The sequence below is a fragment of the Salinivibrio sp. YCSC6 genome (genome assembly GCF_004916735.1).
Taxonomy (GTDB): Bacteria; Pseudomonadota; Gammaproteobacteria; order Enterobacterales; family Vibrionaceae; genus Salinivibrio; species Salinivibrio proteolyticus.
Map to the genome: position 1 here is coordinate 2559248 of NZ_CP039516.1, position 15207 is coordinate 2574454.

The 15207-nt window shown below is 52.6% G+C and carries 12 protein-coding genes; 2 read left to right on the plus strand and 10 right to left on the minus strand.

Annotation, left to right across the window (positions count from 1 at the left end; genetic code table 11):
* Positions 1–127 precede the first annotated feature (127 nt).
* Complete coding sequence (gene yjgA / locus E8E00_RS11870; RefSeq protein WP_069588156.1) at positions 128–655, plus strand: ribosome biogenesis factor YjgA; 528 nt, start codon at positions 128–130, stop codon at positions 653–655.
* 35 nt (positions 656–690) lie between these two features.
* Here yjgA and tldD read toward each other — a convergent pair whose 3' ends face one another.
* The 10 genes from tldD to csrD all read right to left on the minus strand — a co-directional run bounded on the left by tldD (position 691) and on the right by csrD (position 14114).
* Entirely contained in the window at positions 691–2139 is a 1449-nt protein-coding gene (gene tldD, locus E8E00_RS11875) for a metalloprotease TldD (RefSeq protein ID WP_077641062.1), read from the minus strand.
* A 66-nt stretch (positions 2140–2205) separates the two neighbouring features.
* Positions 2206–3024 carry a carbon-nitrogen hydrolase family protein gene (locus E8E00_RS11880; protein WP_096630703.1) on the minus strand — a complete coding sequence of 273 codons (819 nt, stop codon included), beginning with the start codon at positions 3022–3024 and terminating at the stop codon, positions 2206–2208.
* Positions 3025–3026: 2 nt separating this feature from the next.
* The gene (locus E8E00_RS11885; RefSeq protein WP_096630700.1) at positions 3027–6884 is read right to left on the minus strand and encodes a YhdP family protein; all 3858 of its coding nucleotides are present in this window, start codon (positions 6882–6884) and stop codon (positions 3027–3029) included.
* 3 nt (positions 6885–6887) lie between these two features.
* Positions 6888–8357 (minus strand): ribonuclease G, encoded by a 1470-nt coding sequence (gene rng, locus E8E00_RS11890; protein ID WP_069588168.1) that lies wholly within the window; start codon positions 8355–8357, stop codon positions 6888–6890.
* A 37-nt stretch (positions 8358–8394) separates the two neighbouring features.
* Complete coding sequence (locus E8E00_RS11895) at positions 8395–8964, minus strand: nucleoside triphosphate pyrophosphatase (RefSeq protein WP_096630698.1); 570 nt, start codon at positions 8962–8964, stop codon at positions 8395–8397.
* A gap of 6 nt (positions 8965–8970) precedes the next feature.
* Positions 8971–9459, minus strand: coding sequence for a rod shape-determining protein MreD (mreD, locus tag E8E00_RS11900; RefSeq protein WP_069588172.1), 489 nt, complete (start codon positions 9457–9459; stop codon positions 8971–8973).
* Positions 9459–10367, minus strand: a complete 909-nt coding sequence (mreC, locus tag E8E00_RS11905; RefSeq protein WP_069588174.1) for a rod shape-determining protein MreC — start codon at positions 10365–10367, stop codon at positions 9459–9461. The genes mreD and mreC overlap by 1 nt, the downstream gene beginning before the upstream one ends.
* A gap of 33 nt (positions 10368–10400) precedes the next feature.
* A complete protein-coding gene (locus tag E8E00_RS11910) occupies positions 10401–11444 on the minus strand; it encodes a rod shape-determining protein (RefSeq protein ID WP_069588176.1) in 1044 nt (347 codons plus the stop codon).
* Positions 11445–11628: 184 nt separating this feature from the next.
* Complete coding sequence (locus tag E8E00_RS11915; protein ID WP_136588387.1) at positions 11629–12117, minus strand: hypothetical protein; 489 nt, start codon at positions 12115–12117, stop codon at positions 11629–11631.
* A gap of 17 nt (positions 12118–12134) precedes the next feature.
* On the minus strand, positions 12135–14114 hold the full coding sequence (gene csrD / locus E8E00_RS11920) for an RNase E specificity factor CsrD (protein WP_077662382.1): 1980 nt from the start codon (positions 14112–14114) through the stop codon (positions 12135–12137).
* A 121-nt stretch (positions 14115–14235) separates the two neighbouring features.
* On the opposite strand from csrD, the gene E8E00_RS11925 reads away from it, so the two are divergent.
* Positions 14236–15123, plus strand: a complete 888-nt coding sequence (locus tag E8E00_RS11925) for a LysR family transcriptional regulator (protein ID WP_077479477.1) — start codon at positions 14236–14238, stop codon at positions 15121–15123.
* The last annotated feature ends 84 nt before the right edge of the window (positions 15124–15207 follow it).

Sequence of the window (15207 nt, forward strand, 5' to 3'; positions counted from 1 at the left end):
GTTGACCTTTCTGATTAAAATTCGAATTTAGAATACGGGGCCACGCGAGCCGGTGACAAAAAAGCCCGCGTTTGTGCGCGTTTCTTGTTAACATAAGTGTCATTGCACATTCTCATTGAGGTTGAACATGGGCCGTAAAAATAAACCTGCTCCTTGGGAGGAAGAGGAAGAAATCATCTGGGTGAGTAAATCCGAGATGAAGCGCGATATGCTCGCCCTGCAAGAGCTTGGCGAAGCGCTGGTTAAGCTCAAGCCTGCCGTGTTGGAAAAGTTTCCACTCGACGACGACTTATACACCGCCATTGTTGACGCACAACGCTTAAAAAACGAAGCACGTCGTCGCCAATTGCAATATGTCGGCAAGCTCATGCGCTCTCGCGACCCTGAGCCGATTCAAGCGGCGCTGGATAAGCTACAAAACAAGCACGCGCAACAGAGTGCTGAGCTGCATAAGCTCGAAAAGCTGCGCGACCGTGTTGTCGATGAAGGCGACGACGCTATCAACGATGTGATGTTGCAGTATCCAGAGGCCGACCGCCAACGCTTACGCCAGCTTGCCCGTCAGGCTAAAAAAGAGCGACAACAAAACAAGCCGCCCAAGGCGTATCGCGAGATCTTCCAATACATTAAAGGCTTTTACGACCAAAGCCTGTAAAACCTCACGCCAGTGTTCTCCACTGGCGTGTTTGTTTATGACTCCGTGCCACCCACTGTCATGGCATCAAGTTTCAGCGTTGGCTGACCCACGCCAACCGGCACACTTTGCCCTGCCTTACCGCAGACGCCGACGCCTCGGTCAATCGCGAGATCATTACCCACCATCGACACTTGTTGCATCGCCTCAATACCACTGCCAATCAAAGTGGCTCCTTTCACGGGCGTGGTAACTTTGCCGTTCTCAATTAAATAGGCTTCAGAGGTCGAGAACACAAATTTACCCGAGGTAATATCCACTTGTCCGCCACCAAAGTTCGGCGCATACAAACCGTGCTCAACACTAGCAATAATATCACTCGGCGTACTGTCGCCACCCAGCATGTAGGTATTGGTCATACGAGGCATGGGTAAATGCGCGTAAGATTCGCGACGGCCGTTTCCGGTCGGTGCCACTCCCATCAAGCTCGCGTTGTGCTTATCTTGCATATAGCCTTTAAGCACCCCGTTTTCGATCAGGACGTTATATTGGCCCGGCACGCCTTCATCATCGATATTGAGCGAGCCGCGACGGTCCGCCATCGTGCCATCATCAACAATGGTGCAAAGCGGTGAGGTCACTTGCTCACCGAGGCTGCCGGTGAAGACAGACGATTCTTTACGGTTGAAATCGCCCTCCAAGCCATGCCCAACCGCTTCATGCAATAGTACGCCCGGCCAACCCGCGCCTAACACCACAGGCATGGTGCCAGCAGGGGCGCCTTCTGCACGCAAGTTCACCAGCGCTAAACGAATCGCTTCATCAGCAAACTGTAACGCCGTGCTTTTTCCGTCTTGCTCTTGCAAGAACACCTCGTAACCATAACGGCCACCGCCGCCAGCACTTCCCCGCTCACGGCGTCCATCCTGCTCAACGAGCACAGACACAGATAAACGGACCAGGGGGCGGATATCCGCGGCATAGGTTCCATCCGTGGCGGCAATCAATACTTGCTCGTACAAGCCATTAATACTGGCACTGACTTCTTTCACTCGCGGCTCTTTGGCACGAATGTAGCTGTCGATTTCTTTCAGCAATGCGATTTTTTGCTCGCGGGTTAGGCTACCGAGCGGATCAAGCGGGCCATAGTATTGACCACCTCGAACCGTGCGAAAGGCACTGACTTGACCCTGCCCACCTTTGGGTGCAATCCCGCGTGCGGCGGTCGCACTTTGCATTAAGGCATCAGCGTTAAGTTGGTCCGAGTAGGCAAACCCGGTTTTCTCACCCGTGATAGCACGTACACCTACACCTCGATCGATATTGAACGAGCCGTCTTTGATGATGCTATCTTCCAAGACGAGCGACTCGTGCCACGTTGATTGGAAAAAAACGTCGCCGTAGTCAATTTGACGACCACTCAGGTGAGCCAGTGTCTCTTGGAGATGCGACTCACTGATCCCCGCAGGGCGCAATAAGGTTTCTTCGACCTGTTCCAGACTCATTCGCTTACTCTTGGTTGAGGCTATTTATGCTAGCCAAAGATAAAAAGATGATGCGCCGAGGGTGCGCTATTTCAATTGGGTTTGCAACCGAGCGTGGTCGAGCACCGGCATTTTACGGCGAATGGATTCACCGATGCTTAGATCAAGCTCCGCCCACGTCACACCGGGGTCGTCCCCTAGTGACGCGACCACTTGCCCCCAAGGGTCGATAATCATCGAATGCCCCCACGTTTGACGGCCTTTACTGTGCTCACCACACTGCCCGGCAGCAATCACCCAGCATTGGGTTTCAATCGCGCGGGCGCGCAACAATGCCTCCCAGTGCGCCTGTCCCGTAACGCGCGTGAACGCCGCCGGCACAGTTAAAATATCGGCGCCTTGCGCGCGCAACGCATGATAGAGCGGCGCAAAACGCACGTCATAACAGATGCTTAACCCCAAGCAACCAAATGGCGTGTCCACGGTGGCAAGTTGATCACCGGCTTGAAAGTAGTCCGACTCCCGATAACGTCCATGGGCATCCGCCACGTCCACATCAAACATATGGAGCTTATCGTAGCTACCTCGCAAATGTCCGGCGTTGTCGAACACCAAGCTTGCGCTACTCAAACGGCCATTGTCGTTTTGGATCGGAAAAGCCCCCACCACCAGCCAGATATCGAACTGGTGCGCCATTTCTGCCAGTTGGCGCTGGATAGGGCCATGTCCTAACGGCTCGGCATGCCGTTGGTAATCTTGTTTGTCACCAAATACCAAGGCATTTTCTGGCGTCAGTGCCAGTTTGACGCCTTGTTGATGCAACCGCTGCAAACTGGTTTGCAGTACGTCCATGTTCTGCACCGGATCGGCGCCCGAATTCATCTGGATGATGCCGACTTTCATCATGCTCACTCCTTGGCTTGTTCTGCCTGTTGGCGCAATCGTTCCGTGGCATCGGCGGGCAAGGTTAGCGCCTCTTGATTACGGGAGATTTCCCGAATATCAGGCGTACCAATCGGCCCAGTGACTTGATAGCGAACCTGTGTAAAGACATCCACAACCGGCGAAATCGCCGTGGTGACGGCCAATACGTAGAGCGCCGTTTGTGGCGTAACAGCAAACGCGCTGAGCACAGGGATCCCAGAGGTAATATCTGGCGTAAAGCGCACATCCGCGTTGACTTGGTTGCTGACCAAGTTAGCGATACCTCTGATAACCATATCACCTGCTAATCCATCCATGCGGATATTATCGGTCACCACCACGCCATTTGTGATCACCGCACGGCCCGTAATGTCATCAAACGCCAGTCCATCTTCGAATACGCCAGAAAAGTCGAGTTGGATTTTGCGTAGAATAGAATCCAAGCTAAATAAGCCCAGCAGTTTGCCCGCTCCCCCGACCCCACTGATGTAACCATCTTGGATATCGGCACGGACTTCACCATTTAAACTCGTGATATCCGCTTGCCACGGCAGTCCCCCATAAGAGATATCCGCTTGCGAGGTAAAACGCGCATCTTGGATCCCACCGCTGACCCCAAAGCGCCCCATTAAATCCGACGTGCTATCGCCATTTAACTGTATGGAGAGCGCCGTTTGATTGCGCTGATCCTCATCGATTAACCAACTGCCGCTTACCGCCGCTTGGTTTTGACCGCTCTCGATGGTCAATGAGGTTAAGTCTATGCGTTCTTCTTGCTTGTCGAGTGATGCAGAAACTCGCCCAAGTCGATAGCCTTGTAGCCACAAATCTTTGATCAATATATCGGTGGATGGCACCGCCGCCAATAGCGCCTTGTCAGCGACAGAGGCTCGGCTGTCCACCGGTGCGAACAGGGGCGCATTAGGATCGTTTTCGGCGGTATCGGCGATCATATTGATATGCCAATGATCGACATCGATCGCTAATCGTCCTCCCGTCGGCCACTGGGCGCGGCCGCTAAGCTCATTGCTACCGAGTAAGGCGTCCCATCCTTGTGGCTTTTTGCGCACAGCAAGAGACACTTGATTAAACCTCAGTTTGTCGGCATCTAAGCGAGCGATGCGTGCGTTCACTTTAGTGGGCACCGGTAAGGTCGGAAAATCACTTTGCCCTTGTGGCCATTGCGGCGTAACGTCACGCCATAGGTCACGCCACGGCATTATATCTAGCTGTGCCAAGTCAATATCCAACCGATGCCCTTGCGTCGCCAAGAGTGAAGTGGGCTGTTCGCCCACATGCCATTGGCTTGCAGTGATCACGGGACGATCGCCTTGGGTATTAACACGCGCTTGATAGCTAACCGCCGGTAACTGAATTCGCCCTTGTAGCCCTTCGCTGTTGCCCGTTGCCGCCAGCGAGGCGCTGCCGGTTGACCAACGCGATTTAGCCAGTGGCGCGGGCAATGTTGACTGCAAAGGCGTGGTGTCGATATCAACACCCAGTTGGTAGTCAAAACCGATGTCATGCAGCGTCAGGCCCAAGGTCGCCTGCCAACGGGCACCACCAGCAAGATAATCCTCGAGCGGTAACGACAGTTGAGCCAGCAAAGGGGCGACGTCCCAGTCCGCATCCAGATTAAGATCCAGCTGATAACCTGCCGCATCGGTTTGTCCGTCAAAATCGACCTTGATGGGCTGGCCCAGCCATTGGGCCGTCAGCGCCCGAGTGCGGATGGTATCATCGTCAAAGCGCAGCCTACCTGCGACATTATCCAGTTGCATGGACGGTGCCTGAATCAGCACTTGGTTCCCCGCAAAGCGCACTTCACCTGTGGCGTGCGGCTGACTGCCGTCGAGAGGGATATCGAGCGCTAAATTGGCATCTACCAATCCCTTAACTTGAACGTGCGTCAACGCCGCACCCACTGAGTCGACGAGTGGGGTCGCCAACATATAACGACGGACCGCATCCCCGGTGGCCGATAAATCTGCCGCCAGGGTTAATGTGCTATCCGGCGCCTCCATATCCGCGATATCGGCGCGAACCTGACGGCTGATCGCATCGCCAAGACGTACATGAGCGCCCTGAATGGTTAGCCGTGCGTTTTCAAACAAGAGCGCAGCATCCAATTCGGTCAGAGTAGGCCATGCGGTATTAAAACTGAATGCGCCTTGACGCAGCGGCACTCGCGCTTGGAAGACACCGTCATGTTGACGGTAGGGAAACGCATTTAACGCGCCAAACCATAAAATGTCACTGCCTTGCGCCTGCCCGCCTTGAATCGCACGAGAGAGGTAATCAGTGAGTGAATCTGGCATCGCACGGATGGGTAAATAGCGCCACGTTTGGCCTGCATCGTGCACATCGGCGTTAGCATAGAGCGCCAGAAACGGTGAACCTTGTGCAGGAATGTCTAAGCGAAACGCGCCGCGCGCCGCCAAGTCTGCCGCTTGGAGGGCAATCGCATCACTCCAAACCGTCAAAGTCTCGCCACGATCCGCCCATTGCACCGTCACCTCCCCATGTTCAAGCGGTAACGGCGCTTGAAAAAAATCACCATAGGGGAGTGATTGTTGCCCTAATGCTAGGGTCGCCTTGCCTTGATGTCCCTGACCGGACACGGTGACATTTAACCCCTCAAAGGCTGGGAAATAGCCCCATTGATTGGCGCGAATGTCAGAGAAAGAGGCTTGATAGCGCAGCGGCGTATCAGGGGACTGACTCATTGCCAGCGTGTCCACCATACCGGTCGGTGAAAGGGCGTCTATCAGTTGATGCTGACGGTCAGACTGGCTCAACAATCCAACTAACGGACGTAATGCCGCGATGTCGATGTGACGGGCATTCAGCTGCCAGTTGGACACGTTTCCTTGCCAAGATAGCTGATTGAGCGCCGGCAGCGTGGTATCCCCTTGCTGAACCCAAACCCCATCGCTATCCACACGCCATTGCTGATCCTCTCTTGCCTGCAGTTGCACGCGGCTATCTTTGATCGCCCATTGCTGCGAGGTCCCTTGCTGATCGCGCCACGTCAAAGCCAAAGTATCGACACCCAGCAAGGCATTCGCCACTTGCCCTTTCTCAACCCGCAGCCATGCATTGGCATCTAAGCGCGCATTGTCAATCGTCACTGACGGCGTGAAGCGCTTCATCAGCCACGGTGCCAAGTCCATGTTTTCGCTAGCCAGGTAAAAATCACCACTGAGCGAGTCCAACCCGTCGGTCTCGGTAAAGGCCGCATTGACGCGGATTTTTTCCAGCTCTGTCCCCGCAATCCCAATGGTGCCTTGCGCATGATGCTGGCCATTTTGATTACGCCACAACAAGTTATCGATATTCAGCGTCTGCGCCGCCAATGAAGGTGTGACAAGAACAAGCCGGGCGTTGGTGACAGAGAACTGGCCAAGGCGAGCTAAAAACAAATCTTCAAGGCGCTCACGTACCCCGGTGCTATCTTTTTTATCGGGAAGTTGACCACTGTTAAAGGTCAGCCCATCGAGAGTAACATGGGAAAACACCGGTTGACGGCGGGATAGGCTCGCAAAAACATCCAATTTTAGATCAATATGGTTTGCGGTCAGTAACGGCGGGCTGTTATCACTGGTGGTCAAGGCGACATGATTGAGTTGCAATGACGGCGTAAGGTTGCGCCATTGGCCAGCAATGGTCCCAAGACGCGCGCTAAAGCCCGTTTGCTCGCTAACCCATTGTCGTAGCGGCTCACGCACCATATCCACGTTGGGCAATAAAAAGCGCAAACCGCCAATAAAGACGGCGGTTAACAGAATAAGACTCACGACGCCAGCTAGCAACCAGCGTCCAATTTTCACGGCCCAGGTCATGGATTACATCATTACTACGTCAAACTGCTCTTGGGTATACAAAGGCTCGGATTTCACCTTTACCTGCTTGCCAATAAAGACTTCAAGCTCTGCGACTAAGTGGGAGTCCTCTTCGACCAAAGCTTCCACCACAGCAGGCGAGGCATATACCACAAATTTGTCGGCATCATAGGCACGGTTCACCCGAGTGATTTCTCTTAGCACTTCATAGCAGACGGTTTCTACCGTTTTCACCGAGCCTCGGCCTTCACACGTTGGACACTCACCACACAGCACATGTTCAATACTTTCGCGCGTGCGTTTGCGGGTCATTTCCACTAAGCCGAGTTGGGTAAAGCCATTAATGTTGGTTTTTACCCGATCATGACTTAACGCTTGTTCCAGCGAGTGCAACACGCGGCGGCGGTGTTCGTCGGTACTCATATCGATAAAATCGATGATAATAATACCGCCCAAATTACGCAGACGCAGTTGACGAGCAATGGCCCGTGTCGCTTCAACATTAGTATTAAAGATAGTCTCATCAAGGTTACGGCGCCCAACAAAGGCCCCGGTATTGATATCGATGGTGGTCATGGCCTCGGTTTGATCAATGATCAAATAGCCCCCCGACTTCAACTCCACCTTACGTTCCAACGAGCGCTGGATTTCGTTTTCGGTGTCGTACATATCAAAAATCGGTTGCTGACCATCGTAGTAAGCAAGCTTGCCGGCAAGCTCGGGGACAAATTCAGAGGTGAATTCTTCCAATGTATCATATGCTTGACGAGAGTCGACCCGAATCAAATCCAGCTCGGTGCCAACAAAATCACGCACAATGCGCTGCGCTAATGCCAACTCACCATAGAGCATGGATTTTGATTTATACCGTGCGCGCCGCTCTAAGACCTTCTTCCACAACCGTTTTAGAAAAGCTGCATCTTGCGCCATTTCTTTATCCGTCGCGCCTTCAGCCGCGGTACGGATAATAAAGCCGCCCAACTCATCGCAATAGTCACTGACAATACGTTTTAGACGACTGCGCTCCTCTTCACTTTCGATACGCTGTGACACGCCAACATGCGACGCGCCCGGCATAAAGACCAGATACCGCGACGGCAGAGTGATGTCCGTGGTCAGACGAGCGCCTTTGGTGCCCAAGGGGTCTTTGACCACCTGAACCACAATGTCTTGTCCTTGGCGTACCAATTCAGAAATATCGCGCACTTGAAATTGCTGCTTCTCATTCTCAGAGACACACTCAGTGTGCGGCACGATATCCGAGGCGTGCAAAAAAGCCGCTTTATCTAAGCCAATATCGACAAAGGCTGCCTGCATCCCAGGCAAGACACGACTCACTTTCCCTTTGTAGATATTGCCTACGATGCCGCGCTTCGCTTCTCGCTCAATATGGATTTCTTGAAGGTTGCCACCTTCGATCATCGCCACCCGCGTTTCGCTAGGTGTGACATTGATTAACAGTTCCGCACTCATGGTTTCCCCGACATCTCAAAAGGGGCCTGACGATTGATCAGGCCATAAATTGCTTGAGCAGTTGCTCGGTTTCATACAATGGCAAACCAACGACCGCGTGATAACTGCCGTCGATACGGGTGACAAACTTGCCGCCAAGGCCTTGAATGGCGTATCCGCCCGCTTTATCCATAGGTTCTTTCGATTGCCAATACGCGCGAATATCGTCATCGGTCAACTCACGAAACCACACCCGTGTCGTCACCACAGTGGTCACTTGCTTCATCGCATTGGCAACGGTCACCGCCGTCATCACTTGATGCTCACGGCCAGATAGCTGTTTGAGCATACGCGCCCCATCCGCTTCATCGCGCGGTTTTTCCAGTACCTGCTCGCCATCGACGACGATCGTATCGGCGCCTAATACAGGTAAATGACCACCGGTCTTTGCGACTCCCGCACGTGCTTTGTCTTGTGATAAACGAGACACATAAGCATAAGGCGATTCACCGGCTTTTTGCTGTTCTTCAACATCCACCACTACCCGCGAAAAGTTGATGCCCATATCGGTCAACAACGCTTGGCGTCGCGGTGAGCCTGAGGCCAGATATAAATCAATGCTCATGATATCCCTCTAACGAATTGCAAAACGACGACGCACCCGGCGGAGCAGCAAGAAAAGCCAAGGCCACAGTATAAAGTTAAGCACACCTGCCCAGAGCTGCTCTGGATTAAACTGTACGTCAGAGACGAGGTACTCCGCCCAGAACTCGATCAACTTTCCCGCGAGGGTTAACAGCGACAGTAGCAACGCTTGTTGCCAGTAAGACATGTTGCGCAAAAGTTGAAAGTTGAGCGCGACAAGATAGACCAAGATCGCCATCATTAAACCGCGCACCCCTAATGTTGACCCTAACATCAGGTCCCACAGCAAGCCCAGCACGAGTGCCGTGCCGACATTGACCCGGTGCGGCAAAGCCAACACCCAGTAGAAGGTCACCAGCAACACCCACGATGGTCGAAAAGGCGCGAGTTCGCCAGGCCAAGGCGCTGCTTGTAAGATAAGTGCAGCAATAAAAGTCAGCCAAATAACCAGATGGCCGCGAAATATTGAATTTGCCACTATTGCGACTCTCCTTTTTCGTTAGATGCCACGGCATCCTCGGGTTGAGAGCCTGCTTGTTCGCTATCTTGCTCAGGATCCGCTTGCTCAGGCGTCGGCCAGACCAACAGCAAATACCGGAGACGATCAAATTTCACCGCCGGCGTTGCCTTGACCTGAGCAAATGGCCGTTTGTTGTCAAACGAAAACTCCGTCACCGTACCCACCGGATAACCTTCCGGAAAAACACCGCCCAATCCCGACGTGACCAGCTTGTCACCGACCTTAATATCGGTACTGCTCGGAATGTTGTCCAAGCCGATATACGCTGTCGAACCCCGCCCGGAGGCAATCACTCGAATATCATTGCGCATTACCTGCACAGGAATCGCGTGGGTAGGATCGGTTAATAGCAGCACCCGACTATTGTGCGCGCCCACATAGGCAATTTGCCCCACCACACCGTGCTCATTGATCACCGGTTGGCCTTCGTAAACACCATTGGTGCGCCCTTTATCCAGCATCACTTGATGTTTATAGGGATCGGAGTCGACCGCCATAACCTCAGCGACCATTTTTCGCTCATCGCGAACAAACGGCGAGCCGAGTAACTCCCGTAAGCGTTGGTTTTCGCGCTCTGTTTGCGCTAACAACAACTGATCACTTTCAAGGCGCAATACTTGCGTACGCAGCGCCTCATTTTCGGCCACTAGACGCCGGTGAGATTGAAACTGCGTCACCAACGCATCTAGCGTGTCCCTTGGAACGTTCGACGCATATTGCAGCGGTGCAACCAGTGTATTGAGGAAATAGCGAACGCCAGCAAAGGCGTCAAGACGACTATCAGCCAGCATAAGGCTGACTGATAGTAAGAGAGCGAAAAACAGGCGTAGTTGCAGAGACGGGCCTCTGCCAAACATAGGTTTCATGATGAAAACAACCTGTTTGTTGGCACGATCACCTTAGTCTTCGCTAAAGAGGTCGCCGCCGTGCATGTCAATCATTTCAAGCGCTTTACCGCCACCGCGTGCCACGCAGGTCAATGGATCTTCTGCCACCACCACAGGGATGCCGGTTTCTTCCGTCAGCAAACGGTCCAAATCACGCAGCAGCGCACCACCGCCTGTGATCACCATACCGCGCTCAGAGATGTCAGACGCTAGCTCAGGTGGACATTGTTCTAGCGCGACCATCACGGCTGAAACAATTCCGGTCAGCGGCTCTTGCAGCGCTTCAAGAATTTCATTCGAGTTCAGGGTAAAGCTACGCGGCACCCCTTCAGCGAGGTTACGACCACGCACTTCAATCTCACGCACTTCATCGCCCGGATACGCCGAGCCAATTTCGTGCTTGATGCGCTCTGCCGTCGCTTCACCAATCAAGCTACCGTAGTTACGGCGCACGTAGTTGATGATGGATTCGTCAAAACGGTCACCACCGATACGCACCGATGAAGAGTACACCACACCATTTAGCGAGATCACAGCCACTTCAGTGGTACCACCGCCGATATCGATCACCATCGAACCTGTGGCTTCTGATACCGGCAGGCCTGCACCGATCGCCGCCGCCATTGGCTCGTCAATCAAATACACTTCACGAGCACCCGCACCGAGTGCTGACTCACGAATCGCACGGCGTTCAACTTGGGTCGAACCACAAGGAACAGCGACCAGCACACGCGGGCTTGGGCGCATATAGCTGTGATCGTGTACCGATTTGATAAAGTGCTGCAGCATTTTCTCAGTCACGTAAAAGTCGGCAATCACACCATCTTTCATCGGGCGAATGGCCGCAATGTTTCCAGGCGTACGACCCAGCATTTGTTTGGCGTCGTGACCCACAGCAGCCACACTTTTTGGCGAGCCCGCTCTGTCTTGGCGAATGGCAACAACAGAAGGCTCATCAAGAACAATGCCTTGGCCTTTTACGTAAATCAGCGTATTGGCGGTTCCCAAGTCAATCGATAGATCGTTGGAAAACATCCCGCGAAGTTTCTTAAACATGATGGTCGGTTAATCCTGCAAGCTGTGAAATCAGACAAATTGAGCTAAATGTATCAACGCGCACGGTAAGCGGCAAGATACGGCGCTGTAAACCTGAATGAGATCTGAGTTTTTTTTCATTGCGCTGTCATTTTGATGATTTTTTCATCGAAAAACATGCCAGCTTCCTATTTTGTCCACTTTGCTATTGCGACATCGGTGCCTCTTGGCAAGAGGGACGGATGACTAATTCGGTCTTCGCATGCTGTGTCGGTGTTGCTTCATAGTAACTGAGGTAACAAGACGGTGCGGGATTATCATGATACACCCACACGTAATCGACGCCGGCTTGGCTGTCATGCGGCTTGGGCAGCCAGCGCTCTTCTTCTTTAAGCACACCAATCAATTGCGGTAAGTCATTGGCTACAGGATACCCAAACTGCACATCAATGGTGACGCCTTCGACCGTCAACGTTCCGCGAGGCTGATCCGCGATATTCGAGGCTTGCGCTTGTTCATAGGTCTGTACCATCACATTATCAATGGCGCTTTTTAGCCCTTTTAACGCCGTTACGTTCGCGTCCGCCTCATAATCATAGAATTTGGGCACCGCAACAACCACAAGCAAACCTAAGGTACACAACAGAAGAATAAATTCGAGCCATGTTCGCCCTGCCTGTTGCTTACGATTCACTTGATTCTCCTCTGTTGTCATCGTTTCCCCCAGCGGCGGCGTTTCTTTTGCGCAGGATGAGGCGACATTTCCGCACCGAGTAAGCGCCCTTGTCCCCCCACGACGCCCAGCTCTTTGACCACCTGCCACTCTAGATCCGTTTCCACACCTACTGCCAAGACGTCGGTGGTAGTGGCTTCACACGCCCCCAGCATACTGCGTAAGTACAATTGGTTTTCAGGGCGCTGATGAATATTACGCACTAAGCTACGATGTAACTTGATATACGCTGGCTGAATATCTTTTACATAGTGAGTGCTCACTACTGTTCGACCAGCTTGGTCGACCACGAGTCGGCACCCTAACGCGGCTATCATTCTCAAACAAGGGCGCGCCGCGTCAAATTGCGCCACTAAGGCACCTTCAGACACTTCCACCAACAAACGATTGAGGATACTTCGGGGTGTTTGCAATAACGCATCACGCAACCAAATCACAAATTCGCGTTGACAAAGTGAGTGAACACTTACATTTATAGCATAATTGTCGATATGATCAGCGGTTTTTAACCACCACAGCGCACGGCTTACCGTCGCTTTATCAAACACCACATCCATACCGACCAACTCGACCCCAGGCCAGAATCGAGAGGCTTTTAACACCTTGCCATTTTCGTCTTTGATCCGACCTAAAAGTTCATAGTGAAGACGGGTTTTGCCATCCCGCGCATAGACAGGTTGGCGATACAGCATCGGCCCTTCCCCCGCCATCACCGATTCCAACAGCGTACGCCAGCGCACACTGCCGCGTTTGTCTAAGCGGCGAATGTCTTTGTCAAATTGCGACCAGCCGCTATGCCCTTCCAGTTGGGCCGCTCGCAGCGCACGCTCGGCTTCATCCATCAAACGACCTCGACGCTCTCCCGCCCCAAATGAGGTCATCCCCATATGGAACCAGTTGTCGGCATCCAGCGTATCTGGCGGGCTAAGCTTGTTAAGTGCGTTGGTAAGTTGAGACAAAAAGGGATGGACTTCTTCCCCAGCTTGGTTAACCAACAGAATGGCAAAATCCGAGGCAAAGTAGCGAGCCAGTACCGCATCAGGAAAGCGTTGGATCGCATTCGATAACACACTGCCCATGCCTTGAATCAGCGCATCAGCGCCTTCTTGACCCTGCTGTTCAAGCAAGTCTTCCCAATCGGCGACACGCACTAAAATCAAGCTGCCTTGGCTCGCATCATCGCTGGCTAACGTGTGCAACCGGTTATCAAACATGACCCGGTTCGCCGCCCCAGTCAGCTGATCAAGGAAAGTATTGGTGCGAATAAAGGTATCAAAGCGACTTCGCTCTTGGCGGGCTTCTTTCAATTCCTCGATTAATTGCGTCAATGCAGCACTGGCAGGAATCGGCCACTCGTGAGCATCGCCATGCTGCGCTTCGTCAAGCCTGCCAGCTAAGATTAAGCGCCCTCGCTGCTCCAAGACCTCACTGCCATAAAGCTGGCGGCGTAACCATTGGATCCCCCACGCCAAGCCCAGCACAATCACCAAAATAGCCGCGGAAAGTGACGACAGTGGCCCAATGGAGTAGGCAAACTCCGCATACGGGGGCACAAAAGTCAGCTTCACAGCAAAGCCGGGATTGTTGGCCAGCGGAATGTCTCGGGTAATCGCTTGTTGCGTGGTTGGGGCTTGATAATGAATTTGTTCGTACTGATAAAGGATGCCCGCATCGGAGTAGATAGTCAGCGAAGTGACATCACTCGCCTTGAGCATTTTAGGCAGCCAACGAGAAAAATACTGGTTGTCCCGTTGCTCGGTGGCCATTTCCTGATCGATCACTTCCACCATGCCATCCACATAGTGTGAGATAAAATCGATACCTAATTGACGAAAGCTAATTGCCCCACCGATAAATAAGACAAAAATGGCACACACCACAATCAGGGTGACAAACGCCACTAATCGATTGGTAAGCTTCATGCCGCTAACTTTGATGGCGTTGGCTGTTCTTTCCATGATTCTCTGCTGATTCAGGTCGCCTTGATGGTCGAGTAATCGGTATTATCAGGCTTGGTTATCATAATGTGAATGCTTGTCTGACGATTGGTTATCACCTTTTTCACTATTAAGAGGTTTCATGGACTGGATTACCTGCACGCAAAGCTTTATCTGTGTGGTTGAACAAGGCTCTTTGGCACAAGCCGCCACCAAGTTACACACCTCAAGTTCTGCACTGTCAAAGCGGTTAAGCTGGCTTGAGAGCCAGCTAGGCGTGCAGCTGTTAAAACGCACCACCCGAAGCCTATCGATGACCGATGCTGGCGATCTGTTTTATCAACGCGCCAAAGCGTGGGTAGATGATTGGCAACAGCTGGTCAGCGAGACCGCATCCACGTTTGGCGAAGTCAGTGGCATCCTGCGTATCGGTGCGCCATTGGTGACAGGGAACCGCTTCTTGGTCAACTTTATTGCTGAGTTTCTTGAGATCTATCCGAAAATCAAAGTCGAGTTGACCACGCTAACTCCCGGCCAATTGCCCGATCTGAATTTAGATGTGGTGATCAGCCGTGAGCTCGACTACTTCAACTCAGCCAGCTACATCGCCGCCAAGCTGTTTGATTTTCAGCCCGGCTTTTTCGCCGCTCCCAGTTACCTCGCGCGTCACGCGCCGATCACCTCACCCACGCAACTGACCGAACACAACGTCCTGCTATATGGCAATTCACACCAACCTCAAGAACGTGTTTTTGAAGACGGAACGCGCTTGCAGTTATCCGGTAACTTTGTCTCTCCCAATCCCGAAGCGCTAGTGAGTGCGGCTGTGATCGGGATGGGGATCATTCTTGGCGGCGCGGGCACCGTCCAAAAAGAGCTCGATCAAGGGTTACTGGTCCCCGTTTTGCCAACCCTGAAACAGCCCCGCACATCTGCCTATGCCTACTATCCAAAGTTGGACTACAACCATACCAAGACCAAATTATTTATCGATTTTATCAAGCAAAAAGTTAAGAATTTGTATATCTAAGGGAATACCACGGCTTAAAAAGCGATAGCGCATGCGCGGCTTTGCGCGATTTTGGAAAAAGTATTTTATTTTTTGTCTATATAT

Coding starts and splice junctions, on each gene's coding strand:
- tldD (WP_077641062.1), bottom strand. CDS start 2,139: ATGAGTCTGGAACAGGTCGAAGAAACCTTATTGCGCCCTGCGGGGATC.
- E8E00_RS11880 (WP_096630703.1), bottom strand. CDS start 3,024: ATGATGAAAGTCGGCATCATCCAGATGAATTCGGGCGCCGATCCGGTG.
- E8E00_RS11910 (WP_069588176.1), bottom strand. CDS start 11,444: ATGTTTAAGAAACTTCGCGGGATGTTTTCCAACGATCTATCGATTGAC.
- rng (WP_069588168.1), bottom strand. CDS start 8,357: ATGAGTGCGGAACTGTTAATCAATGTCACACCTAGCGAAACGCGGGTG.
- E8E00_RS11925 (WP_077479477.1), top strand. CDS start 14,236: ATGGACTGGATTACCTGCACGCAAAGCTTTATCTGTGTGGTTGAACAA.
- csrD (WP_077662382.1), bottom strand. CDS start 14,114: ATGGAAAGAACAGCCAACGCCATCAAAGTTAGCGGCATGAAGCTTACC.
- mreC (WP_069588174.1), bottom strand. CDS start 10,367: ATGAAACCTATGTTTGGCAGAGGCCCGTCTCTGCAACTACGCCTGTTT.
- E8E00_RS11885 (WP_096630700.1), bottom strand. CDS start 6,884: ATGACCTGGGCCGTGAAAATTGGACGCTGGTTGCTAGCTGGCGTCGTG.
- yjgA (WP_069588156.1), top strand. CDS start 128: ATGGGCCGTAAAAATAAACCTGCTCCTTGGGAGGAAGAGGAAGAAATC.